The 25,318-nt window shown below is 37.5% G+C and carries 26 protein-coding genes and 1 tRNA gene; 15 read left to right on the forward strand and 12 right to left on the reverse strand.

All coding sequences use genetic code 11. The features are described 5' to 3' along the window. Window positions 1-75 precede the first annotated feature (75 nt). The 4 genes from HU137_RS06320 to gyrB all read left to right on the forward strand — a co-directional run bounded on the left by HU137_RS06320 (window position 76) and on the right by gyrB (window position 3,772). The gene (locus tag HU137_RS06320; RefSeq protein ID WP_182042942.1) at window positions 76-522 is read left to right on the forward strand and encodes a GAF domain-containing protein; all 447 of its coding nucleotides are present in this window, start codon (window positions 76-78) and stop codon (window positions 520-522) included. 9 nt (window positions 523-531) lie between these two features. After that, window positions 532-1,104 (forward strand): hypothetical protein, encoded by a 573-nt coding sequence (locus HU137_RS06325; protein WP_182042943.1) that lies wholly within the window; start codon window positions 532-534, stop codon window positions 1,102-1,104. 6 nt (window positions 1,105-1,110) lie between these two features. Further along, window positions 1,111-1,737 carry a 16S rRNA (guanine(527)-N(7))-methyltransferase RsmG gene (rsmG, locus tag HU137_RS06330; RefSeq protein WP_182042944.1) on the forward strand — a complete coding sequence of 209 codons (627 nt, stop codon included), beginning with the start codon at window positions 1,111-1,113 and terminating at the stop codon, window positions 1,735-1,737. A 97-nt stretch (window positions 1,738-1,834) separates the two neighbouring features. Continuing rightward, entirely contained in the window at window positions 1,835-3,772 is a 1,938-nt protein-coding gene (gene gyrB / locus HU137_RS06335) for a DNA topoisomerase (ATP-hydrolyzing) subunit B (RefSeq protein WP_182042945.1), read from the forward strand. A 66-nt stretch (window positions 3,773-3,838) separates the two neighbouring features. Here the strand turns inward: gyrB and HU137_RS06340 are convergent, their stop codons facing one another. Genes HU137_RS06340 through HU137_RS06350 form a run of 3 tightly spaced genes read right to left on the reverse strand, consistent with a single transcriptional unit; the run spans window position 3,839 to window position 5,748 of the window. Next, a complete protein-coding gene (locus tag HU137_RS06340; RefSeq protein ID WP_182042946.1) occupies window positions 3,839-4,417 on the reverse strand; it encodes a Maf family nucleotide pyrophosphatase in 579 nt (192 codons plus the stop codon). A gap of 46 nt (window positions 4,418-4,463) precedes the next feature. Then, window positions 4,464-4,991, reverse strand: coding sequence for a KdsC family phosphatase (locus HU137_RS06345; protein ID WP_182042947.1), 528 nt, complete (start codon window positions 4,989-4,991; stop codon window positions 4,464-4,466). Continuing rightward, window positions 4,984-5,748 carry a Rossmann-like and DUF2520 domain-containing protein gene (locus HU137_RS06350; RefSeq protein WP_182042948.1) on the reverse strand — a complete coding sequence of 255 codons (765 nt, stop codon included), beginning with the start codon at window positions 5,746-5,748 and terminating at the stop codon, window positions 4,984-4,986. The genes HU137_RS06345 and HU137_RS06350 overlap by 8 nt, the downstream gene beginning before the upstream one ends. 201 nt (window positions 5,749-5,949) lie before the next feature. On the opposite strand from HU137_RS06350, the gene HU137_RS06355 reads away from it, so the two are divergent. From HU137_RS06355 to HU137_RS06380, 6 genes are all read left to right on the forward strand, one after another. After that, a complete protein-coding gene (locus HU137_RS06355) occupies window positions 5,950-6,327 on the forward strand; it encodes a carboxypeptidase-like regulatory domain-containing protein (protein ID WP_182042949.1) in 378 nt (125 codons plus the stop codon). Between the two features lie 32 nt (window positions 6,328-6,359). Beyond that, entirely contained in the window at window positions 6,360-8,756 is a 2,397-nt protein-coding gene (locus HU137_RS06360; protein WP_182042950.1) for an outer membrane beta-barrel family protein, read from the forward strand. Window positions 8,757-8,935: 179 nt separating this feature from the next. Continuing rightward, window positions 8,936-9,862 carry a malate dehydrogenase gene (locus tag HU137_RS06365; RefSeq protein ID WP_182042951.1) on the forward strand — a complete coding sequence of 309 codons (927 nt, stop codon included), beginning with the start codon at window positions 8,936-8,938 and terminating at the stop codon, window positions 9,860-9,862. Between the two features lie 65 nt (window positions 9,863-9,927). After that, entirely contained in the window at window positions 9,928-10,788 is an 861-nt protein-coding gene (nadC, locus tag HU137_RS06370) for a carboxylating nicotinate-nucleotide diphosphorylase (protein WP_182042952.1), read from the forward strand. Window positions 10,789-10,905: 117 nt separating this feature from the next. Continuing rightward, window positions 10,906-13,311 (forward strand): TonB-dependent receptor, encoded by a 2,406-nt coding sequence (locus HU137_RS06375; RefSeq protein ID WP_182042953.1) that lies wholly within the window; start codon window positions 10,906-10,908, stop codon window positions 13,309-13,311. A 77-nt stretch (window positions 13,312-13,388) separates the two neighbouring features. Continuing rightward, the gene (locus tag HU137_RS06380; RefSeq protein WP_182042954.1) at window positions 13,389-13,805 is read left to right on the forward strand and encodes a hypothetical protein; all 417 of its coding nucleotides are present in this window, start codon (window positions 13,389-13,391) and stop codon (window positions 13,803-13,805) included. A gap of 75 nt (window positions 13,806-13,880) precedes the next feature. On the opposite strand, the gene HU137_RS06385 is transcribed toward HU137_RS06380, so the two are convergent. From HU137_RS06385 to HU137_RS06395, 3 genes are all read right to left on the reverse strand, one after another. After that, window positions 13,881-14,651 (reverse strand): DUF3108 domain-containing protein, encoded by a 771-nt coding sequence (locus tag HU137_RS06385; protein WP_182042955.1) that lies wholly within the window; start codon window positions 14,649-14,651, stop codon window positions 13,881-13,883. A gap of 71 nt (window positions 14,652-14,722) precedes the next feature. After that, window positions 14,723-14,980, reverse strand: a complete 258-nt coding sequence (locus HU137_RS06390) for a NifU family protein (protein ID WP_182042956.1) — start codon at window positions 14,978-14,980, stop codon at window positions 14,723-14,725. Window positions 14,981-14,994: 14 nt separating this feature from the next. Further along, the gene (locus HU137_RS06395; RefSeq protein ID WP_182042957.1) at window positions 14,995-16,101 is read right to left on the reverse strand and encodes an Mrp/NBP35 family ATP-binding protein; all 1,107 of its coding nucleotides are present in this window, start codon (window positions 16,099-16,101) and stop codon (window positions 14,995-14,997) included. A 48-nt stretch (window positions 16,102-16,149) separates the two neighbouring features. On the opposite strand from HU137_RS06395, the gene HU137_RS06400 reads away from it, so the two are divergent. Further along, window positions 16,150-16,689 (forward strand): DinB family protein, encoded by a 540-nt coding sequence (locus tag HU137_RS06400; RefSeq protein ID WP_246361486.1) that lies wholly within the window; start codon window positions 16,150-16,152, stop codon window positions 16,687-16,689. 46 nt (window positions 16,690-16,735) lie between these two features. Here the strand turns inward: HU137_RS06400 and HU137_RS06405 are convergent, their stop codons facing one another. Together HU137_RS06405 and HU137_RS06410 are read right to left on the reverse strand one after the other, a co-directional pair. Continuing rightward, complete coding sequence (locus HU137_RS06405; protein WP_182042958.1) at window positions 16,736-17,830, reverse strand: HmuY family protein; 1,095 nt, start codon at window positions 17,828-17,830, stop codon at window positions 16,736-16,738. A 10-nt stretch (window positions 17,831-17,840) separates the two neighbouring features. Further along, on the reverse strand, window positions 17,841-20,021 hold the full coding sequence (locus HU137_RS06410; RefSeq protein WP_182042959.1) for a TonB-dependent receptor plug domain-containing protein: 2,181 nt from the start codon (window positions 20,019-20,021) through the stop codon (window positions 17,841-17,843). 164 nt (window positions 20,022-20,185) lie between these two features. On the opposite strand from HU137_RS06410, the gene HU137_RS06415 reads away from it, so the two are divergent. Next, a complete protein-coding gene (locus HU137_RS06415; protein ID WP_182042960.1) occupies window positions 20,186-20,965 on the forward strand; it encodes a T9SS type A sorting domain-containing protein in 780 nt (259 codons plus the stop codon). A 78-nt stretch (window positions 20,966-21,043) separates the two neighbouring features. Here the strand turns inward: HU137_RS06415 and HU137_RS06420 are convergent, their stop codons facing one another. The 3 genes from HU137_RS06420 to HU137_RS06430 all read right to left on the reverse strand — a co-directional run bounded on the left by HU137_RS06420 (window position 21,044) and on the right by HU137_RS06430 (window position 22,437). After that, window positions 21,044-21,337 carry a chaperone modulator CbpM gene (locus HU137_RS06420; RefSeq protein ID WP_182042961.1) on the reverse strand — a complete coding sequence of 98 codons (294 nt, stop codon included), beginning with the start codon at window positions 21,335-21,337 and terminating at the stop codon, window positions 21,044-21,046. Further along, entirely contained in the window at window positions 21,334-22,248 is a 915-nt protein-coding gene (locus HU137_RS06425) for a DnaJ C-terminal domain-containing protein (RefSeq protein ID WP_182042962.1), read from the reverse strand. Before HU137_RS06425 ends, HU137_RS06420 begins: the two co-directional genes overlap by 4 nt. Window positions 22,249-22,355: 107 nt before the next feature. Further along, a tRNA-Leu gene (locus HU137_RS06430) sits at window positions 22,356-22,437 on the reverse strand. Window positions 22,438-22,550: 113 nt separating this feature from the next. On the opposite strand from HU137_RS06430, the gene HU137_RS06435 reads away from it, so the two are divergent. From HU137_RS06435 to HU137_RS06445, 3 genes are all read left to right on the forward strand, one after another. Further along, window positions 22,551-22,916 carry a DUF3127 domain-containing protein gene (locus HU137_RS06435; RefSeq protein ID WP_182042963.1) on the forward strand — a complete coding sequence of 122 codons (366 nt, stop codon included), beginning with the start codon at window positions 22,551-22,553 and terminating at the stop codon, window positions 22,914-22,916. After that, window positions 22,917-23,474, forward strand: a complete 558-nt coding sequence (locus HU137_RS06440) for a hypothetical protein (protein WP_182042964.1) — start codon at window positions 22,917-22,919, stop codon at window positions 23,472-23,474. Window positions 23,475-23,570: 96 nt separating this feature from the next. Next, entirely contained in the window at window positions 23,571-24,038 is a 468-nt protein-coding gene (locus tag HU137_RS06445) for a DUF6702 family protein (RefSeq protein WP_182042965.1), read from the forward strand. Between the two features lie 47 nt (window positions 24,039-24,085). On the opposite strand, the gene HU137_RS06450 is transcribed toward HU137_RS06445, so the two are convergent. Continuing rightward, window positions 24,086-25,318 (reverse strand): 3-phosphoshikimate 1-carboxyvinyltransferase, encoded by a 1,233-nt coding sequence (locus HU137_RS06450; RefSeq protein ID WP_182042966.1) that lies wholly within the window; start codon window positions 25,316-25,318, stop codon window positions 24,086-24,088.

The following is a 25,318-nucleotide window of genomic DNA, read 5'->3' on the forward strand; positions in this document are numbered from 1 at the left end:
TATCTAGGATGAAAGGCAAAGTTATCCAAAATTGACAAATAAATCTTTTAAATTTGCCGGTACAATTACAAGAATATGGAACCATTTAAACTGAGAATCGATACAATTTTTAATTCCAATCACTCTACTGAGGAAAAGCTTCAAAAAGTTTGTCAATTATTACATGACGAAGTTGAGCATTATAATTGGGTAGGATTTTATTTTAAAAATGGAGACAAAGACGAATTGAAATTGAGTTCTTATGTAGGAGCAGAAACAGATCATACGATCATTCCGTTTGGGAAAGGAATTTGTGGTCAAGTTGCTGTTTCAAACGAAACTTTTGTTGTTCCTGACGTTTCAGCGCAAGATAATTATCTATCATGCAGCATCGAAACGAAATCTGAAATCGTCGTGCCGATTTTTAAAAACGGTGAAAATATAGGTCAAATTGACATCGATAGTCACGTTATCAATCCTTTTACAAAAAAAGATGAAGAATTATTGAATTATGTTTGTGAAAAAGTTTCGGATATAATTTAAAAATTCACGTTGCTAAAAAATAAATTCAAATACCAAATTTTCGCTTCCATCTTTTTATTGTTGGCGATTACATTTGCATTTTATTGGGAAATGTGGATTGGAAAATGGTTTTTCATCGTAATGCCAATTCTGATTTTGAATTACCTGATTTTGATATTTGTATTTTTTTATCAATTAATAAAATCTATCCAAAATAAATTTCAAGAGAAAAGCAGAAATATTCAAATTATCGTTTTAGTTTTTGTTTTAACCATTGTGACAATCAAGCCATTCGGGGTGATTAATTTCGATAAATTTTATGGAAATGATGTTTTAGTTTCTAATTCAGAGGGAGTCGCGGGTTGTGGTGGTACATTCAAAATAAAAGATAAAAATTGGTTTATCTACAGGAGTGTTTGTTTCAGTATAGAAAAATATATGGGTAAATATGAAATAAAAAATGACACTATTTTTTTCTTGGAAAAGAATAGAAAATTCAAGTATAATTATGCAATTATTAAAGGGAAAAATATAATGCTAATAAGTAATGAGTTTTACGTGAAACCAAAAACGTTTGAAGTTACTTCAAACAAGATTAAGTGATTTTTTATGAACGAAATCCTCAAATATTTTCCCGATTTATCTTCCGAGCAAATTGAACAATTTTCCGCTTTAGGAGAATTGTACAAAGAATGGAATGAAAAAATCAATGTGATTTCGCGGAAAGACATCGAAGATTTGTACATCAAACATGTTTTGCATTCGTTAGCGATAGCCAAAGTCATGGAATTCAAATCAGGCTCAAAAGTGCTGGATGTGGGGACAGGAGGAGGTTTTCCGGGAATTCCATTGGCGATTTTATTTCCTGATGTTGAATTTCATTTGGTGGATTCGATTGCTAAAAAAATTCTAGTGGTTAACGAAGTAACTTCAGCTTTGGGTTTGAAAAATGTAAAAGCAGAAACCCAAAGAGTCGAAAAGTTAAAATCCAAATATGATTTTGTCATAAGTCGAGCTGTCACGCAAATGCCGAAATTTGTGAATTGGATTAAAAATAAATTCGAAAAAGAAAATAAAAATCCGCTTCCAAACGGGATTTTGTATTTGAAAGGTGGTGATTTATCGGAAGAGTTAAGTGAATTTCCGACAGTGATCATTCATCCAATTCCTAAATATTTTTCCGAAGACTTTTTTGAAACCAAAAAAGTGGTCTATCTCGCTGCAAAACAACTCTAAATATTGTTGAAAACTATCGGTCTTTGTTGATTGTTCATACCTAAAAAACGGGTATTTTATTGTATCTTTGTTAGGTTTTAAAAGAAGTAAGAGAAATATGAGTCAGAATACATATACGGCTGACAGCATTCAGGCGTTAGAGGGAATAGAGCACGTAAGGATGCGTCCGTCGATGTACATCGGTGACGTAGGAGCGCGTGGTTTACATCATTTGGTTTACGAAGTTGTAGATAACTCCATTGACGAAGCACTTGCAGGGCATTGTGATACGATTTCAGTTACCATTCACGAAGGGAATTCGATTACCGTTAGAGACAATGGTCGTGGTATTCCGGTCGATATGCACAAAAAAGAAGGAAAATCGGCTTTGGAAGTCGTGATGACCAAAATCGGTGCCGGTGGTAAATTTGATAAAGACAGTTATAAAGTTTCCGGTGGTCTTCATGGTGTGGGTGTTTCTTGTGTGAATGCGCTTTCAACCGATATGATCACCAAAGTGTATAGAAACGGGAAGGTTTACAAACAGCATTACCAAAAAGGTCATGCGCTTGCAGATGTCGAAATCATTGGCGAGAGTGAAGAAAGAGGAACCGAACAGTTTTTCCAACCAGATGAAACGATTTTCAATGAATTGGTTTATAACTACAATACATTGGCTTTGCGTTTGCGCGAATTGTCCTTTCTAAACAGAGGGCTTACCATCATCATTACAGACGAAAGACAGAAAAATGAAGATGGAAGTTTTCTTTCAGAAACTTTTTATTCAGAAAGAGGATTAAAAGAATTTGTAGAGTTCGTAGATGGAAACCGTGAGGCACTCATGCAGGAAATCATCTATATGGAAGGTGAGCGCGATGACATTCCTGTTGAAGTGGCGATGCGATACAATACTTCTTACAATGAGAATTTACATTCGTATGTCAACAATATCAACACGCATGAAGGAGGAACGCATTTGGCAGGATTCCGTCGTGCGTTGACGCGGACTTTGAAAAAATATGCCGATGAGAATTTCAATTTGGCGAAAGAAAAAGTAGAAATCGTAGGAGATGACTTCCGTGAGGGATTGACTGCGATTATTTCCGTTAAAGTAATGGAGCCTCAATTTGAAGGGCAGACCAAGACGAAATTAGGAAACTCTGAAGTCAGTGGTGCGGTAGATAAAATCGTAGGAGAAATGTTGTCCAATTATTTGGAAGAACATCCGAATGAAGCCAAAACCATCGTGGAAAAAGTAATTCTTGCGGCAAAAGCAAGACAGGCAGCTAAAAAAGCCCGTGAAATGGTGCAGCGCAAAAACCCAATGGGTGGAAGCGGATTGCCCGGGAAATTGGCAGACTGTTCTTCAAAAGATCCGGCAGAAAGCGAAATCTATTTGGTGGAGGGAGATTCCGCAGGTGGAACTGCCAAACAAGGACGTGACCGTCATTTCCAGGCGATTCTTCCTTTGCGTGGTAAAATCCTCAATGTGGAAAAAGCCATGGCTCATAAAGTATTTGAAAACGAAGAAATCCGAAATATTTTTACAGCTCTAGGTGTTTCCATCGGTACAGAGGAAGACAGTAAAGCATTGAACATGGAGAAATTACGATACCATAAAATCGTCATCATGACCGATGCCGATGTGGATGGTAGCCATATTTCTACGTTGATTTTGACTTTCTTTTTCCGTTACATGAAAGAATTGATCGAGAACGGATACATCTACATCGCTGCGCCACCTTTGTATTTGGTGAAAAAAGGAGCGAAACAAGAATATGCTTGGGGAGAAGCAGATCGTGAGCGATTGGTCAGAGAATGGTCAGATGGAACCGGAAAAGGTGTTTCTATCCAGCGATATAAAGGTTTGGGAGAGATGAATGCGGAACAGTTATGGGAAACAACATTGAATCCTGAACACCGTACTTTCCGTCAAGTTACGATCGATAATGCTGCGGAAGCAGACCGGATTTTCTCTATGTTGATGGGAGATGATGTTCCGCCACGTAGAGAATTCATTGAGAGAAATGCAGTTTATGCAAAAATTGATGTGTAACAAACATCCAATTAAAATATAAAGCCCGGAATTGATTTCGGGCTTTTTTTGTGCAATGAGATTTTATTAAAACTCGATCAATTCTCTGTATAATTTCCTTAACGGTAACCCCATGACATTATAATAACAACCGTTGATGTTTGAGATTTTGGCATAACCTAACCAATCCTGAATTCCATAAGCTCCGGCTTTGTCAAAAGGTTTGAAATTCTGGATATAATAGCGAATTTCTTCATGAGTAAATTCGTCCAAATGAACTTGGGTGGTTTCAGAAAAGGTGATGTTTTTTTCAGTGGATTTTAAAGTGACAGAAGTGAAAACTTCATGGGTTTTTCCCGCCATTCGCTGGATCATCTGAAATGCATCTTCTTCATCTACCGGTTTACCCAAAACCAAATTGTCCAACCAAACTAGAGTGTCTGCCGTAATTAAAACTTCGTTTGGTTGCAGATTAATATAGGCTTCTGCTTTGTTTTTGGATATATGTTCCGTGATTTCTTCACGAACCAAATCATGTGGATAAGTTTCGTCCGATTCTATTTTGACAACGGAAAATTCCAATCCCAATCCTTTGAGTAATTCCAGTCTTCGAGGAGATTGAGAACCCAAAAGAATGTTTTTGTTTTTGAATTTTTCGTGAAGCATTTGTTAAATTCTAAATTGAAAAAATTGATCAAATTTATATCAGAAATCAAATGGCTTGTGTGCGATCCGTTTCATCATGCCATTTTCCTTGGACTTTCAAGGCTTGTTCGATGATGTCTCGGACACAACCTTTACCGCCATCAATTAATGAAATGTATTCTGAAATAGCGCGAACGTCAGTAACAGCGTCATTTGGACAACAGGCGATCCCTACATCTTTCATGATTTGAATGTCGGGTATGTCATCTCCCATGTATAGGATTTCTTCGGGTTTCAGCGCATAGCTGAAAAGCAAATCCTGATAGGCGTCCCATTTATCATGAACCCCAAGGTAAATATCGATTAATCCTAAATATTTTAAACGTTCTTCCACCATTTTGTCTCGACCTCCTGTGATGACAGCGATTTTGAGTCCTTTTTTGATGGCGAGTTGCATGGCATATCCGTCTTTTGTATGCATGGTTCTGGTCATTTCGCCGCTTGGCATTAAAATAACAGTTCCATCGGTGAGAACGCCGTCTACATCAAGTATAATCGTCGTGATATTTTTTAGTTTTTGTTTGTAACTAATCATGGGAATAGGTTCTTTTGATCGAATCTGATAATAATTGATAAAGTTGTTGTTGTCTCGAATCAATTAATAATTCCAAATGTTTTTGAATGATGAGGTCATCACCTCTTTTAGCTGGACCGGTTTGTGCCTCAAAAGGTTCTAAATCTTGTACTTTTAATGCAGTTTCTTCAATTAATGGGCGAAGTACATCAAAAGGCACGTCAGCTTCTTTACAGATAGACTGAGCGATATAATACATGTGGTTGACAAAATTACTGGCCCAAACACCTGACATATGGATTTTCCTTCTTTTTTCACTGTTCACACGATGAACTTCATTGGATATTTTATCGGCCAATTTAAACAAAGCATCTTCATCTTCTTTGTTTTCTGCTTCCACAAAAAAAGGAACTTCTTCGTACCTTAGAGTTTTTCTTTTTGTAAAAGTTTGGAACGGATAAAAAACACCTTTTCTGTAATCTCCCTTTAAAACTTCAGTGCCTAGTGAACCGGAAGTGTGCACGACCAATGTGTCATCATAAGGAATATAATGAGATAATTCTTCAACCGCAGAGTCAGAGGCTGCGATGATATACAGTTCCGCTTTTTCTACTTCAGAAATTTTGTCGGTGTAATTGATATGGTTGGCTTCGCCTAATTCTTGGGCTTTTGAAAGCGTTCGGTTAAAGACTTGGCGGACGTTTACGGTGTTTTGAATCAAGGCACGCGTCAAATGAAACGCTACATTTCCGGCACCTATAATGACAACTGATCTCATAGGAAACAAATATAAAGGAATTCGGTAAATACTTTATTTAGAATATTAGAATAAATGCGAATCATCTATTTTTTCAATTTTTTTTAATTTGAAGTGTAACATTCCAAAAAATACATCGTCTTATATGTAAAAATGCGGTGAATTGCATTTATGAATTATGTATAACAAAGTAGCATGTATAACAATTTAAAATTAATCAATATGAAAACGAAAGCATTCTTTACGGTAGTTGTCTTATTAATCGCTTCATTATTTATGGTGGCAGGCAACAAGTCAGATCTAAAAGGAAAAATCCAAGACTATTCAGGAGTTGGGATTTTATTCAGCACTTTGGAAGTGTACAAACTAGGTGGAGTGGAAGGGCAATTGATCTGTAAAGCGATAACCAATATCAACGGAGAATTTGAGTTGCCAGATTTAGGTGCCGGCGAATACAAATTGGTCATCAAAGCAGAAGGGTTTGAAGACAAAGTTCAGTTTGTGAAACTAAGCGGAAAGGATGAAAATATCGGTTCTATACGACTGGAAGGAGATGTAATCACGTTGAATCCTGCGATAATATATGGAAAAGAAGCCTAAGAATTAGGTCATTAAAATTGAAAAGTACAAATATGAAAAGTTTACGAAATGTGTTGGCTGTTGTGTTTTTATTGACAACAGCATGGGTTTGGGCAAATAACGATCGAAACGGTCAAATAGCAGGAACAGTTCAGGACGCTGCGGGGCATGGACTTCCATTTGTGTCCATCGAAATTTATTCAAAAGGAGAAGTTCAAGATTTGATTTCAGGCGGAATGACTGACGAAAGTGGAAATTTCTTGATAGATCAAATTCCTTATGGTCAGTACGAATTGGTATTGATGGCGGTTGGTTTTGCAGACAAGGTTCAAGACATCACTATAGATAAATCAAAAGTAGATTTAGGAAAAATCATTTTGGGAACTGAAGTGATTGCGCTTGAAGGAGTAAATATCGTAGGAGAAGTCTCCCAGTACCGCACAGAAATCGACAAACGCGTCGTAGATGTCGGAAAGGATTTGATCAGCGCGGGAGCCGATGCTGCTGCGGTTTTGAACAATATTCCTTCAGTAAGCGTAGACCAACAAACCGGCGAACTTTCCTTACGCGGAAACGAAAATGTAAAAGTCATGGTCGACGGAAAACCTTCAAATGTTCCTGCTTCACAATTATTGAAACAATTGCCTTCTAACTCCATTGCAAAAGTGGAGATCATTACCAATCCATCTGCGAAATACGATCCAGAAGGAAATTCAGGAATCATCAACATCATCACCCATAAAAACAAAAGACAAGGCTATAACATAGGACTAGATTTAGGATTTACGCAAGGCGATAATTCCCGTCACAACGGTTCTGTAAATGCCAATGTGAACACCGGTAGTTTTAACTTTTTTGGGAATTACAATGCCAATTTAGGAGAAAATAGATTTCATGGCAAAGTAGAGAACTTTGAAACCGGTCTCGACCAAGCTTTTGATGTGCTGAATGACAATACATCTCAAGTTTTTAAAGTCGGATTTGACTGGTTTATCAGCGATAAAACCGCATTGACTTTGTATACCAACCAATTCTTTTATAAAGGAGATGGCTATGCGACGGCCAATGTTTTTGATCATTCGACCGACACATTATATGAAAATTTTAACGACTCAAAAGGCGATTACCAAAACGGAGATTATAGTTTGAACTTTAAACAAGATTTTGCAAAAGAAGACCACAACATCGTTTTGGATGCGATTTATTCCAAATCCAATTCATCTGATACACGAAATTATTGGAACAACTTTCCGGTAGATGTTTATGATGAATTCAGAGATGGAGGAAATGAAAACACAAGGCTCAATTTGGATTATACCAACCAATTGGTAAACGCAGGAAAAATAGAAGCCGGAATCCAATTCCGTCAGGAAGAAAGCCAAAGCGAAATCGCATCCACACAATCCTTACAAACATTTGACGACCCACCTATCGCTTATTCACCAAATGCTGATTTTGATTATACCCGAAACATCTATTCGGCCTATGGAAATTATGGGCAGAAATTTGGCAAATTTGCGATGCAATTAGGTGTTCGGGTAGAACAAGTGGACGAGAAAGCCGATTATTTTGTAGAACCAACTGGAAACGGAATTTATGAAACCGACTATGTCGAATTCTATCCTTCTGCTTTTTTTACTTACGAAATCACAGAAAAAGGCCAAATCTCCTTGAATTACAGCAGACGAGTGGATCGACCAAGCATCGGTCAAATCACTCCAGTACCAGAATGGCGAACTTCCACGATGTTGAGCATAGGAAACCCTGAGTTGAAACCTCAATTTACCAATTCCTACGAAATGGGTTATCTACAGAGATTCAAAGGCGGAAGTTTAAACGCGACCGTTTTTTATAGACGCGTAAATGACATGATTTTCCGTTATTTAGAACGAGATGAAAATGACCCCAATTTGATCAACCAACGTTACATCAATTATGACGGGTCTGATAGTTATGGACTAGAATTAAGTGCCAATTATAAACCGGTGAAATGGTGGAGTTTCAATGCGAGTTTTGATGTGTTTTCAAACAAATTTTATTTGAACAACACAGATTTGGAAGTAAAAGAAGTCACCGGAACGCCTTGGAATTTCCGAATCAACAACAATATTACTTTGCTGAAAAATTTGAGCCTACAAAACTTCTTTATGTACCGCGGGAAATTCAAATTTGTACAAGGCGAAATGCAGCCGATGTGGCGATTTGATCTCGGTGCACGCTATAGTTTTATGGATGGCAAAGCCACTTTAAGCGCAAGAGTAAGCGATATTTTCAAAACCTTTAACGCAGAAGCGCACATCGACAATCCGACTCCGGGAATCGGAAAATTTTATTGGGAATCTCAAACCTTATATGTTGGATTTTCATACAATTTCGGTGGAGATGTCCGCAAACGAAACATACAACAAGAATCCAATCAATCTGCACCTAGCGGCTCCATTGGGTTTTAATCCTTTTTTCATTTTTTATAATTTTTTATCAAGCAAAAATCCTTTTGAAATTCAAAGGATTTTTGGTTTTTTTTAGAAAATTCAAAAAATTCTTATGCCAAGAATCATAGGCCAATAAGGTGGAAATAAGTATATTTACAACCCTAAAAATTATTCTTTTAACAATAAAACAAATAGAGATGAAAGTAACTGTCGTAGGAGCAGGAGCAGTAGGTGCAAGTTGTGCCGAATATATCGCAATGAAAAATTTCGCTTCAGAAGTGGTTTTGGTTGATATCAAAGAAGGATTTGCAGAAGGTAAAGCCATGGATTTGATGCAATGTGCCTCTTTAAATGCGTTTGACACCAAAATTACGGGTACCACTGGAGATTACAGCAAAACCGCAGGTTCAAAAGTAGCAGTCATCACATCTGGGATTCCAAGAAAACCGGGCATGACACGCGAAGAATTAATCGGGATCAATGCCGGAATCGTTAAAGAAGTTACCGCCAATTTGGTGAAACATTCGCCAGATGTCATCATCATTGTGGTTTCCAATCCGATGGATACGATGGCGTATTTGGTGCATAAAACTTCCGGTTTACCAAAAGAAAGAATTATAGGGATGGGTGGAGCACTTGACTCGGCTCGTTTTAAATACCGTTTGGCTGAAGCACTTGAATGTCCGATTTCTGACGTAGACGGAATGGTCGTTGCTGCTCACTCAGACACCGGAATGTTGCCTTTGATTACCAAAGCAACAAGAAACGGTGTTCCGGTTTCGGAATTTTTAAGTGAAGAAAAACAAAATTATGTCGTAGAAGAAACCAAAGTTGGAGGTGCAACCCTGACCAAACTTTTAGGAACCTCAGCGTGGTATGCACCTGGTGCTGCGGTTTCGGTTTTGGTTCAATCCATTTTGTGTGACCAGAAAAAAATGATTCCTTGTTCTTTGATGTTGGATGGTGAATATGGTCAAAGCGATATTTGTTTAGGAGTTCCGGCAATCATCGGGAAAAACGGTGTGGAGAAAATCGTTGACATTTCTTTAACCGATGCCGAAAAAGAAAAATTTGCGACCGCTGCAGCTGCAGTTCGTGAAGTAAACGGCGATTTGAAATTCTAAATTGAATTAAAAACAATACATTTGAAGGTGGCTTTTTTAGGTCACCTTTTTTAATTTGAAAAAAAATGAAAAGACCAGAATATGTTAGCAATGAGCGATTGAAGCATTTTATTTCCGAAGCTTTTAAAGAAGATGTTGGCGATGGAGACCATTCCACATTGGGAAGCGTACCGGAAGATTTACAGGATGATGCGCAATTGATTGTGAAAGAGGACTGTGTGCTTGCAGGAGTCGAATTGGCCAAAGAAATTTTTCATTTTTATGATACCAAATTGGAAATGGAAATTTTAATGAAAGATGGAGACCAAGCAAAAGTGGGTGACATCGCTTTTCGGGTGAAAGGTTCTGCCCGATCGATTTTGACTTCGGAGCGATTGGTGTTGAATTGTATGCAACGCATGAGTGGAATTGCAACTTTGGCAAGAGAAATGGTCAAAAAAGTGGAAGGAACAAATGTCAAAATTCTCGATACCCGCAAAACGACACCCAATTTCCGCATTTGTGAAAAATGGGCAGTGGCCATAGGGGGCGCTGAAAATCACCGATATGGACTTTATGATATGGTGATGTTGAAAGACAACCACAATGATTATGCAGGCGGAATAACGAAATCGGTTCAATCGGTTAAAAATTATCTAAATCAAATCGGTGAAAATTTAAAAATAGAAGTTGAAACAAGGAATTTGGATGAAGTCAAAGAAGCTTTATCCACAAATTTGGTGGATGTGATCATGCTAGACAATATGTCTTTGGAAGAAATGAAAGAAGCGGTGAAAATCATCGGAAATAGATGCAAAACGGAAGCATCAGGTGGAATTACGCTGGAAACCATCCGTTCAGTTGCCGAAACCGGAGTAGATTTTATTTCATCTGGAGCGATCATTCATTCCGCTCCCAATAAGGATTTAAGCTTAAAAGCTACCTAAAAACCTGATTTAATTCATGTAATTGGTTGATAAAGGTGTTAAAAAAATTAACGTCAAGATAACAATTAGATTTAATAGAGTTTGCACCTTTGCAGCGTAATTATAAAAAGTATTGTTATGAGGCTAAACTCTACACTATTAAAAGCTACATTCTTCGTTGCGATGGGTGGTGCTACTTTCACTTATGCGCAAGTGGATCCGGAGGTTCAGGATTCGGTTGCGATAGATTCTGCTGATTATGAGCAGGATATTTTACTATCAGAAACGGTAATCATCGGTAAAGGGATTATCGACTTGGAAGAAAATCGTAAAACTCCGGTTGCTGTGTCAACTATCAGAAGAGAAGAAATCCAAGATAAAGCTGTAGGTAATGTTGAATTTCCAGAGATTTTAAAAAACACACCATCTGTTTATGTAGCAGGGCAGTCAGGTGGTTTTGGGGATTCTAAAATGTTTTTGCGTGGATTTGACCAATCCAACACCGCTTTCTTATTGAACGGTCAGCCGATCAATGGTATGGAAGACGGAAATATGTATTGGTCCAACTGGAGTTCCATGACTGATGTTGCCAATGCTATTCAGGTACAACGTGGTTTAGGTGCTTCCAAATTGGCGATTTCTTCCGTAGGAGGAACAGTTAACATCGTAACCAAAGCAACTGAGCGAAACCAAGGAGGTATGGCACGATTCGTTATGGGTAACGATAGTTATTTCAAAGGAACAGTTGCTTATGATACCGGTTTGAAAGGAAAATGGGGATTCTCCATGTTGTTGGATTACTGGCAAGGTCATAGAAAATATGCACGTGGTACAGCTGGTCAAGGTCAGAGTTACTTTTTCTCTGTTGGTTATAAACCAAACGACCACCACAACTTCAATTTGATGATCTTTGGTGCGCCTCAGTGGCATGATCAAAATTATTCAAAAGGAATGGATGAGTATGCCATGTATGGTGATAAATACAACGACAACTATGGTTTTTACAATGGAGAAGGAACAACTTGGAGAAAAAATTATTACCATAAACCGGTAATGAACTTGAACTGGGATTGGAACATAAACAGCCAAGCCTCGCTTTCCACTGTATTGTATGCATCACTCGGTAGAGGAGGAGGAACCGGGAATTTTGGTAGTAGCTCACAATCTACCAATGTTTTGACCGATTCAGGGTATGCCAATTTTGATTTGGTAGCAGCCAACAACATGGCGAATTCCATGTCCATAGGTGGAATTGATAACGTAGGATCTTACGGTTCTACTGGGGCCATCCGTGCATCTGTAAACAACCATTTCTGGTACGGTGCCGTTTCCAACTTTAACTACGATCTAAACGATTACTGGTCTTTCAATTTAGGAGCTGATTTGCGTTTCTATAAAGGAGATCACTTCAGACAATTCAGCGATTTGTTGGGTCTTAACGGATGGAATGAAACCAATATCAACCGGTCAGAAGACTATGTTGTAACCGAAACTTTTGATGCAAATCCTTGGGCTTCTTTGTTCAATTTTGCGGACGAAGACCAAAGAATTGGATATGACAATTCAGAAAAAATCAATTACCAAGGTGGTTTTGGTCAAATCGAATTCACAAAAGGAGGTTTCTCTGCATTTGTTCAAGGAGCTGTTTCCAATCAGTCTTATCAGAAATTTGACCGTTGGAACTATCAAGGTGAAGCCGAGTCTGATAAAGTAAACAAATTGGGTTACAACATCAAAGGAGGTTTGGGATATAACTTCGTAGATGCGCACACCGTATTTGCAAACGCTGGTTTCTATTCTCGTCAACCTTTCTTGGACAACATCTTTGTAGCCAACACCGTAGATCTTTATGTTCCAGAAGTAGACAATGAGGAAATTACAGGATTTGAAGTAGGATACCGTTACGATACCCGAAAGTTGAAAGTAAACGTAAACCTTTACCATACAGAATGGGCAAACCGTTTCGTTTCTATCTCAGGAGAAGACATCTCAACCTTGTTGACAGACATTACCCAAATTCACAAAGGAATCGAATTGGATTTCTTCGCAAAACTATCCCGCAAGTGGTCATTGAGAGGTTATACGTCATTGGGTGACTGGAAATATGATGGAACCACACCAACACGAACACGTGACGACGAAACTTTCGAAACCATAGACGGTGAAGATCTGGATCTTACCGGAACCTATGTTGGAGATGCTGCTCAGTTTACATTTGGTTTGGGAACGCAATTTGAGGTTGCTAGAGGTCTATCATTTGACTTTGACATGAACTATTTTGCACGTCTATACGGTACAGTAGACGTAGATGACGTTATCGAATCTGCACAAGCAGGTGAAGTATACCAAGCAGAAGAATTAGCTCCGTATGCACTTGTAGACGGTGGTATGACGTATGAATTCCGATTGGGTGCACAGAAAATTCGTTTCAGAGCCAACGTGAAAAACCTTTTCAATACGCGTCACGTAGCACAATTTGATGGATACGGATATGTATTGGGACTTGGAAGAACCTACAACGCAGGACTTCAAATCAACTTCTAATTTAGTATCAGTATAAAATACAGAAAGCCCTTCAGAGATGAAGGGCTTTTTCTATTTTTGTATTTTAAAATCAAATTATGTACAAAATTTTACAACATTTCCATAGCGGTTGGGCTTATTTGACGCTTACCATGGGCGTTTTGTTTTTTGTTTTGGTAGGTTATTACGCCATCAACAAAAAAGCCCGAAACAATTTCATCAGTAAAATCAGTTTCTTTACGACTTTGACTTTTCATCTTCAATTGGTGATAGGCGTGGTCCTCTATTTTGTCTCTCCTTATGCCAAATGGACAGAAAACACCATGAAGGACGAAACCAATCGTTTGTATGCCATGGAGCATCCTTTGATGATGTTTGCCGCAGTGGTTTTGATTACAATTGCCAATTCGAAATTAAAAAAATCGGAAGTCGTAAAAATGACACCGGCTATTTTGGGTCTTTTGGCGCTGGCTTGTGTGGTTTCGAGAATTCCTTGGGACGCTTGGTTGTCATAAATTCAAAGACAATTAAAAAATATAGCTTCAAATTCATGGAATCTGAAGCTTTTTTTATGAGAATTCATTGTGAACTTACTTCGTAAAATGAAGCGTGTATTTGGTGTTTTTATAACTATGCAAATCCGCTTTTAATGAACCAACGGTCAACTCAGCTTTGATCTGAATCGGCACATGGTTTTTATCATCTGTCACCCACATCGTGACGCTTTCAGATTCTTTAAAAATTCGTCCCGACTGTACATAAGGACGGATCTTGATGGTTTTGATTTTTCCAAATTTAGTATTCATCGTTTCGCGTCCTAGAATCTTCAATTTGAATTTATAGGTTTCATCGGCCATCAAGATGTTGACATTGATAAAGTCTCCCGTAGCCAATTTATCGGTGTCATAATTTCGTAGATAATAAAATGCAGAAAGTAAATCCTGAACACTTCCTTCAAAATCACGGTAGGTTACTTTCTGATTTCTTTTATCATTGATTTTAACGATTTTTTTGCCGTGGTCAAAAGTAAAAACTTGATCCCTTTCATATCCGCCTTCACTTATTTTACGCACAAATTTGGATGGTTTGTCCGTTTCTTGGTTGATGTAACTCTCATAGCGGTCATCGACTTTATAAAAAGCCCTTACAGCACCTGAAGAAGAGCCCTCACCGATTACATGAAAATGAGGTTTACCGTCCAAAGTCGTGTTTTTCACTTCCAAAGTCGCAAATCCGGCATTTAAAAGACCATAATGAATCCTGTACTTTAAGAATTCACCATCTTTATAGTTTTGTGATTCACTTCCTACAAATGAAAGTAGCAATAGGGAGGCAAAAGCAATTAAGAAAGTTTTTTTCATCGAGTCGGTTTAGAGAGAATTAAAACAAACAGTTTGCCAAAATTTAAATTGAGGTTTTATCTGTTTGTAAATTAACCCATTATAGGTTTTGTGGAGTCTAGGTTGACTACTTTACTTATTTCCGGTGCATATTTTTTTATGGTCATTTCTACGCCTGATTTTAGCGTCATTTGATTGATCGTACATTCTGTACAAGTTCCTAACAAACGCACATTGACCACATCATTTTCTACCGATACCAATTCGATATCTCCACCATCATTGTTCAAAAAAGGCCGAATCTCCGAAAGTGCTTTTTCAATTCTTTGAATTAAAGTCTGATTTTCCATAATGACAAATTTAATTATTTTTTAACCGCAGCACAACCTGCCATATTTGTAATTCTTACAGCTTCAGTTGGAGGCAAAGTATCGTTTCGCTCCACCAAACTAACTACTATGTTTTGGGTGATTTTTTCATAAACAGCTGAAACAGCAGAGTTTTCTTGTAAAGCTGCCGGTCTTCCGACATCTGCTGCTTCTCTTATGCTCTGAACCAAAGGGATTTCTCCTAAGAAAGGTACGTCCAGTTTCTCTGACAATTCTTTAGCACCGTTTTGTCCAAAAATATAATATTTATTTTCCGGTAATTCAGCCGGAGTGAAATACGCCATGTTTTCGATGATACCCAAAACCGGAACATTGATCGCGTCCATTTTAAACATGGACACACCTTTACGTGCATCAGCCAGAGCGATGTGTTGAGGCGTACTTACGATTACTGCGCCTGTGATTGGAATTTGTTGTACGATGGATAAATGAATATCACCTGTTCCCGGAGGTAAATCGACCAATAAAAAATCCAATTCGCCCCAGTGCGCATCTCGGATCATTTGTTGCAAAGCTTTTGAAGCCATCGGACCACGCCAAACCACGGCTTGATCTGTTCCTGCAAAAAATCCGATGGACAATAGTTTCACACCATAACTTTCGATGGGTTTCATTTTTGATTTTCCATCCACCTGAACTGAGTGTGGCTGTGCACCTTCCACATCAAACATCGTCGGCATAGACGGGCCGTAAATATCGGCATCCAAAAGTCCGACTTTGAAGCCCATTTTTTGTAAACTGATCGCCAAATTAGCCGAAACAGTAGATTTTCCTACACCTCCTTTTCCGGAAGAAATTGCGATGATATTTTTTACACCCGGAATATCATTTCCACGTATTTGGTTTGGATCTTGAGGTTTTGGTGCTTCTGCAGAAATATTTAGTTTCAAATTTACCTGGGGAAGTTGTTCCGCAAATGCAGCTTTTAAAGCTTGTTCCAGCCTTTTTCTTTCATGCATAGCCGGCGAATGCGAAACGATATCCAGAATCACTTCGTCTCCCATGACTTGGATGTTTTTCATCCATTTCTCTATTCCTAGTTCTTCTAATAAAGCGATTGCTTGATTTTTTAACGTGCTCATTTCATTTAAATAAGCTACAAATTTAAGGATTAAACATGGGTTGTGGAAATGGAACCAACTGATTTTCCTTATGAACTGCTTGATTCTGATTATCGTTTTTATATTTTTGTGAAACAAGGATTTGAACCTATGGAAAAACATTTTGAAGATTTAGCCACCATCCGAAAACATTTCGTCAATTATCTGCATGCGTATGATTTGAAGCGATTGACTTTTATTCCCATGGGATTTAAAAATCATGTTTTTTGGAATTGTGCTCACGCACTCGTTACCCAACAATTGATGACGTATTATCTGTCGGACAACGAAATGTTGGTCGAAACAGACTGGGTTCATCGGTTTAAAAAAGGAACCTTTGGCGACCAAAATGTAACAGAAGAAGACGTAAGAACTTTAATTAAATTATTACAAACCACACAAGTTCGTCTACGCAAAGATTATTTCGCAGAAGATCTTTCTTATTTCCGTCCTTATGAAACGAGTTTTGGTATTAAATTGGAAACCATAGAAGATGCCATCCGGTTCAATAATCTTCATGAATCCCTTCATTTGGGATATGTGATGGCTTTGAGCAAAAATATTCTATAAAAAAAAATCCTGATAAATCAGGATTCTCAATGTAATTATAAAAGAGTTAGAGAGTGCTGTATTCAAATTTCGGATATCCACGCATATTGTTTTCGTCCAACATGCTGATGAATCGCAATTTATACAGAATTCCGTCGGGGTCTTTTACGACATAAAATCGGTCAGCATATACCACGGGTGTAGAGGTGGTTCCGGAAACTGTGGAACGCCAGGTCGCACCTATGGCGCGTTGATCGTTATAGACAAATAGTGTTTCGTTCACATCGTCGATGGTGAAATTGACGTAATCGGTTTCAACCGTTAAAGGATCGGTGGTGATTTGGTAACTTCCTACGCCATCCATCGTATTATTTAGGATGAAATCGGAATAAGTATAGGTTCCAAATCCTTCAATTTCATTGTTCCAAATCGTAAAACAAATGTCCCAATTCTTTTTTTCCGGCTGGATTTCCACTACATTTTCCGTATCAAAACTGAAAAAAGTAAAATGATGGGAATTGTTTTTTTCCACGATAAATTCCTCATGGGTGGTTGCGTTTAATTCGGCATATTGGATTTTATACGAATTCTCGTCGTTTCGTAAAATTCTAATTTTCAAATAACCTCTTGAATCACCAATTGTATAAGCGGAATAAGGAGGGATGTCTGTTCCTTGATAGGTTTCATAACCCAATTTTACTAAATACACTTTGTTTTCCAAATCGTTGGAACTAATTTCAGCAATTGCGGTACCACCTTCTTCCAAATAATTTCCGGCAACATCATCGATATATTCCACCGGAAATCCGGCCGAAGGCATCAAGTTGTTAATCAGATTGGTGAAATCCGATTCAGAAACAGCATCGATATTATCGGAATCAATTGCGTCAGCTGCCATCAAGATAGAATTATTGAGGATTACTTTAAATTGATCTCCCGTATAAAATCCCAAATCCCAAGCCGTTCTATGTGTAGTGATCGATCCATTTTCAGGATTGGACAAATCGATCCAAACTTGATTGGGTTGGCTTGCGCCGCCGACTTCCGGAGTCAATGTCGCTCCTGTTAAGGGTGGAATCGTATAGGAATCCTCATCTTCCTTTAAACAACTTGTCGTAAGAATTAGCAAAAATAAAACGCTTAATTTGAGTATATTTTTCATCTGTAATGAATTAGAATTCTAATTTGTAGTTTAATTTTAAGAAATAGGAACGTCCATAAAAAAGATTCATCGTTCCGTCTGAACCTCCATGTCCATCGCTGGTGTTGGAAAATGCAGTGTTTCGGAGGTTGGTAACATCCAAAATATTTCTTGCACCAACAGTAACCTCAAATCTGTTTTTATAAAAACCTTTGCGTATGGAAGCATCCAGCATGCTAAACCCTTCTCTCTCCGCCAAACGAAATACGGTTTGATCTGTATTGCTGTTTTCGGTGTCCAATACATATTCGGTTGTTTTTCCGGTTTGTTTGTAATACATGGAAACTGTGGTTGCCCATTTGGGAATGGTATAATTTATCGACATATTGGATTGGAAAGTATAACGGAATTCATCTTCGATCCTATCATCTACCTCGTAACTGTAACTGTAAAGGGATTTGGATACGCCAAATAAAGAGGCGCCAATCCTAAAGTTCAGTTGTTTCCATTTAAATTGGTGATCGGTGGAAAGACCCCAGGACTGAAATTCATCAATGTTCAAATATTTAAATGTAGCATTGGTGGGGTTTAAATTTACCAGCTCAATTCGGTCATCTACATTCATATAAATGGTTGAAATATTTGCCTCCCATTTTATTTGCCCCAATTTGAAACGAGAATTCCATTGAATAGAGGAGGAATATCCGTTTTCCGGATTTAAATTTTCATCTCCGCGTATGTCGTGATTGCTGTCCACGACGTGAGTGTAAAGTTCCGTGAAATTTGGATAGCGGTTTGCGGTTCCAATTACGGCACGCAGATTTGAATTTCGATTCAAGTCAAATTTAGAATTTAAGGAAAAACTGTATTGTGGATTAAAACGGTTGTTAAAACTCGCCCTGAACCCGGGTCTAAGTGATAAACCTGCATGGGTGTTTATTTCTGCCGAAGCAAATCCGGCGTAAGTGCCCAATTCTCTGTCGATATTTCCTTGATTTTCAAAACCAAATTCGGTTGCAGCATTATTGGCAAATCCATTGGCATGATCCAATTCATAACCTACTTGGAAATCAAATAGTTTTCGGTTTAGAAAATTACTAAACGTTCCTCTCGAATAATAAGTTTTGGTGGACAAATACACATTTTCATCATCCCGTGAAATTTCATTACGTGCCGGAACATCATAGACATAACTTTCAAATTTACGCTCCTGCGTTTGGTAGGAAAAGTCTCCGTTATAGCGGATTTTATCAAATAATTTGGCGTCGATATTTAGATGGTGACTCCACCGGGAAGTATAATAATCGACATCAGAAGCATAAAGAGTTCGCTCTCCGCCCGGGAAGAGCTGTGGATTTAGCAAAGGATTATAATAATGGATTTCCTCAAATAAATAGCTCGCTTTGTAAAAAATACTGAAATTTTTTGAATGATAACGAAGGATTGCGTTTGCATTCCATTGTTCTTTTGGTAACCATTCATATCCTCTTAAACCATCCTGTTCAAAATGTTTTCTTCCTTTTTTCTCGCCCCAAAATCCTTGAAAATCATTTCGGTTCAGACCTACGGAAGCATACCAATTATCGTTTATTTTTTTACCAACTTCCAAAGCTTGAATATGTCTTCCCTTTCCTTTTGAAACACCACTGTTCTCGTACCAATCGTATTCATTCCCCACAGTTTCTTCCTGTACCATCATGCTGATTTTCCAATCGGTTTTGATGTTCTTTTTTGTGACGATGTTGATGACTCCTGCCAGAGCATTATCGCCATAATCTACGCCCATTGCACCTTTCACGATTTCGATTCGCTCTACATTATCCAAATTTATTTTGGTCAAATCGATGTTGTTTCCCATTCCGGAATCCCCAACCAACGGAATATTGTCGACCAATACTTTTACATAAGCACCATCTAAACCAATCATTTCGACGGTCGAATCCCCCGAATCGGCACTTGGCGTAATCTGGATATTGAGATTTTGATTCAAAACGTCGGCAACGGTATTTCCAGCTTGATTTTTTATGTCTTCTGCCGAAATCACTTCCACATGATACAGCGATTTATTTACGGATTGAGCCGAGTATTGACCCGTAATCACCACATCCGTTAAATCTACCACTTGGGTCGTATCAATCACTTCTGCTTCCTGTGCCAATCCAAATTGGGTAAACGAAATTATGAAGATTAAACACCATCCGAACTTTTTCATCGCTTTGAAATTTATTTTAAAAATCGGACGGAAATGCTTCTGTCCCGAAATATGATTTTTATTAGAAATCGATGCAAAAATAAAAATTAATTTAGACTTAATCCAAATTAAAATTATATTTGCAGCGTGATTTATATCAAGTGTTTAATTAATAAAATAAAATAATGAAAAAAGGTTTATTGTCTCTGGTAATGATTTTTGTAGCGGTTTTTGCATCGGCACAATGCGATCCTGTATCGGCTATCAACGAAAATTTTGACACATGGGAAGGAGATCCGTTTAGTGGAGTGATGGGAATTGGTGAGTGTTGGTCGACGATTGGAAATGGTGGAATGATCTATGGTGATCATAACGTAACTTTTTATAGTTTCAGCAGCCCAAACATCAATATGTTTTTGATTTCTCCAGAAGTCGTAGCAGGTGATTGCAACTTAACCTTTGATGCGATGACAATTTCTATGGACGGTTCGCAAACAGAAGGTGTTGCGGTAGAAGTCGGAACCTTGACGTCTGCAACTGATGCCTCTACATATGTTGCGATTAGCGAGCCGGTTGCATTGACAAATGATGCGCAATCGATTCAATTGCCTATTTCGTTAACTGCTGATGCTAAATTTATCGCTGTAAAAATTTCAACCACTGCTCCTCATAGCGCAGCCGGAATTGATAATTTTGTTTTGGTACCGGAAACTGCAGGCGTAAACGATTTGAATCAGGTGAAAGTTCAAGTTTATCCAAATCCGATTGTCAACCAAATGCATATTTCGGCTGATGCAAACATCCAAGAAGTGAAAATCTTTAGTGTTTCCGGACAATTGGTTCAAAATATTAAATTGAATTCAAAATCAACAACCCTAAATGTGTCGGCATTAAAAGCTGGAGTTTATATCGCACAAATTAAAACAGAAAAAGGGATGCAAACCGTGAAAGTGGTGAAGAAATAATCTCTTTTGTTTAATAATTATAAAATTTCAACTCCTCGTTTATAGAACGAGGAGTTTTTTTGAAAAATGGAATTTGGATTAATCTTCTAAAAAAATCAAATGTTTTCTTTTTACTTCCAATTCATTTTCCAATAATTGGATTCGTTTCATCAGATTAAAAATCACATCAATTCCTTCCATATTCACATTCAAATCCTGGTGCAGATGGATAATTTTCTCCCAATTTTTTAACTGTTTTGGATGCACGTATTTTTCATTTGAAATAATCACAATCTTTATAAGTCCATAACTTTCGACTTGCTCAAAAAAAGAGCTTTCTACCTCATAGAATTTACAAAGATCATGTATGTGTATTAATTTTTCGATTTTCATTTGTTACGGAGTTTTGAGAGTTCTTTAATCAATTCTTTTTCTTTTTCACTAAGGTTTTTTGGCATTTTAACATTTAATGTCAAAATCAAATTCCCAAATTCACCTTCCTTTTTATAAACAGGGAAACCTTTCCCTTTTAGTCTGACTTTTGTTCCATTTTCCGATTCCGGTTTTATCGGTAGTTTGGCTTTTCCATCAAATGTATCGATGATCAGTTCACCACCAAGTAAGGCTGTATACAAATCGACATCTACCGTTTTATACAAATCATCTCCCAAACGTTTAAAATCTGTTGAATTTATTATAGAGAATTTAATATACAAATCCCCATTTGGCCCACCGTTTACACCTTGACCACCATAGCCTTTCAACTTTATTTCTTTTCCATCTGTAATTCCTGCTGGAATGGTTATGCGAATGTCCTTACCTTTAAAATGGAATGTTTTTTTATGGGTTGAAAAGGCTTCACGAATGTCGATTTGCATTTCGGCATAGAAATCTTCTCCCTTGTATTTGGTTGTTCTGCTACGTCTTCCATACGATTGAGCACTGCCAAACATTGATTCAAAAAAGTCCGAATAATCCCCGCCTTCAAAACCACCAAAATCTCCGCTTTGATTGGAGTAAGATTGTCTCTCAGATTGCTGTTGGTATTGTTGGGTTCGGGCTTTTTCAAAGGCTTCTGCATGTTGCCAATCTTTTCCATACTGGTCATATTTTTTTCGATTTTCAGGATGGCTAAGCACTTCGTTGGCTTCGTTGATCTCTTTGAATTTCTTTTCCGCTTCTTTATCGTTGGGATTCAAATCGGGATGATACTTTCGCGCCAATTTCCGATAAGCTTTTTTGATGTCGTCCGGACTTGAAGATTTATCAACCCCTAAGGTTTTGTAATAATCAATAAAATCCATAAATGCAAATAATTTAGAATTCTAATGTATGAATTTTGGAAGTAAGATATGTAAGATGAAGAAAAATTATAAAAAAAAAAGCAGTAAAGAAACTTACTGCTTTTAAGTGCGGGCGGGGAGACTCGAACTCCCACACCTTGCGGCACCAGATCCTAAGTCTGGCGTGTCTACCAATTCCACCACGCCCGCAGGTATTTGTTGAATCGGGTTGCAAATATACATTAAAATCTTTGTTGACAAATTTTATTTTTCTGTTTTTTCCCTTCCCTTTTATTCCCTTACTTTTGTAAAAAATACGAACAATGGAACTAAGCGGAAGAATTAAAAAGATTTTTGACGAACAGACCTTTAGCAGCGGATTTCGTAAAAAAGAAATCGTAATTACAACTCAGGAACAATATCCTCAAGATATTTTGATCGAATTTACACAAGACAAAATTGACCTTTTAAGTCAGGTGACACCAGGTGATGAAGTGAAAATCTCTATCAACATCAGAGGAAGAGAATGGATCAACCCGGAAGGTGTTGCCAAATATTTTAATAGCATTTCTGGATGGCGTTTGGAAAAGGCCGGAGCAGCTGCACCTGCCATGAACCAATACGCAGATTTACCTCCTGTGACTAATGATGTTTCTTCATCCTCAGAGCCGGATGATTTACCATTCTAAATGAATATCTTTCAAGAATTAGAAAGAACCCATAGCAAAGAAAATTCTCTGAAAATAATCGCCTATATAGGTGATGATAAAGAAAAATTCAGTGAATTGATGGATTGCTTTTTTATGGAAACCAAAGACTATCGTGTGCCGCAAAGAGCGGCACATGTTGTTTCCCTGAGTTTTGATCAGAATCTGGAATTCATTCAACCTTATATCCCAAAATTGATCAAGCATCTTTTCATTCCCGATTTAAAAGGTGCTTTGAAACGAAATATCTTGCGTATATTTCAATTTACGGAAGTACCGAAAAAGGAAAGAGGAAAAGTTTACGATAAGGTCTGCGAATTTCTAAGTGATCCTAAAGAGGAAATTGCTATTCGCGCATTTGCCATGACCGTTTTATATAAAATCACCACGCATCATCCGGAACTCAAACCGGAATTGTTTACTACTATCCAATTTGTATTGGAAAAGCCCAATTCTTCTCCAGCAATCAGATCTAGAGGTAAGCATGTTTTAAGTCAATTGATTAAAGACGGAATCGGCAACAAGTTTTTAACACCATAAAAATTTTCAATATATTGCGGTAATTTAGGATTTAACAATTCTTTAAATGATTTGGCATTGACTTTGTAAAACGTTTGGATACGTAAATTATATATTATGAAAAATTTAAAGTTCATACTGGTATTGTTTGCTACTGCTTTAATTTCAACTGCTTTCATGCAGGACTTTCATGCTTCAACAACAAAAGTAGAGTATGAGAACAATTCGTTGAAACTTACTGCAAAATTTTTTACCGCTGATTTGGAAACAGCAGTAGGAGCAAGTGTTAGCAACAAAGCCAGTTTTGACAGTAAAGCAAAATCCTATACCAATTCAAATTTGGTCGTGAAAGTGAACGGAAGCCCTGTTGCTTTAACTTATGTAGGCTCTCAAACCAACGATAAATCAACTCGTTTGTATTTAAAAGCGGATAATGTAAACAATATCAATGAGATAGAGATTAGAAATTCCATGCTGATCAATAGTTTTTCAGATCAACAAAACTTGGTTACTTTTGATGTAAATGGTGTGCGTAAAAGCTTTACCGCCAAAAAAGGAGGTGATACCGGAAAAGTGACATTCTGATAAGCATCATATTAGAAATAAACCTTAGGCGAAATCCTAAGGTTTTTTTATTTAGCTATAGAAGTAATTCCGATTTTTTCAATGTCTTTCCAAAAATCAGGGTAAGATTTTACCACAACTTCCGGATTTTCAATTTCTAAATTTTGTACCATCGCAAAAGCCGCAAAACTCATCGCCATCCGATGGTCATTGTAAGTTTTGATTTTGGGGAGTTTTTCCGGAGGAATAAAGTAAATGATTTCTAACGAATTTTCCGTTATTTCCGTAACCGCACCTATTTTGAACAATTCATTTTGTAAAGCAACCAAACGGTCAGTTTCTTTTACTTTTAAAGTTTCCAATCCTGTCAATTTGCATTTAACTTTCAGTCCGGCACAGGTTACAGCAATGGTTTGGGCGATGTCCGGCGTATCGTTTAAATTTATTTCGAAATGCTCGGGATTGAATTTTTCGATTTTTTTAAGTCGAATTTGATTTTGACTAAAATCGGTTGCTACACCGAAATGATTCCGGTATATTTCTATCAATTTCGCATCGCCTTGTAAACTTTCCGTTTTAAAAGAATTGATTTTTAAATCTGCCGAATTTGAAAGTGCAGCAATCGAATAAAAATAAGAAACAGAACTCCAATCTGACTCTACCGTAAATTCCTGATTTTTGATGTTTTCAACAGGGTAAATTTGAATCTCATTTTCTATCCTTTCCGCTTTCAAACCAACTTGATTCATCATCTGAATCGTCATTTCCAAATAGGGAAGAGAAGTGATTTTTCCGTTCAATTTGATTTTTAAACCATTGGACAACTTAGGCGCGATGAGCATGAGCGCCGTGATGAATTGGCTGCTGACGTTTGCATTTAATTCGACAAAATCTTTTTCAAGTTTTTTCCCAACTATTTTCAACGGTGGAAATCCTTCCTTTTCTACAAAATAAATGTCAGCTCCTAAAGACCGCAAAGCTTCCACCAAAACACCGATAGGACGTTCTTTCATCCTTTCAGAACCGGTTAACAAAACTTCTTTTCCTTCTTGAATAGAATAAAAAGCCGTCAAAAAACGCATCGCTGTTCCGGCATGATGAATGTCGATGGTCTCGGAAGTTGATTTTAAGGCTTTTTGCAACAATTCCGAATCTTCTGAATTGGATAGGTTTTTCAGTTGAATTGGGTTTCCAAATAGCGCATTTAAAATCAACAAACGATTGTTTTCGCTTTTGGAACCGCTGATCGATATTTCTCCTGAAATATCCTTTTTATTGTTATTTAATACTAAACTACCCAA

It is taken from the genome of Moheibacter lacus (assembly GCF_014042165.1).
Lineage (GTDB): Bacteria > Bacteroidota > Bacteroidia > Flavobacteriales > Weeksellaceae > Moheibacter > Moheibacter lacus.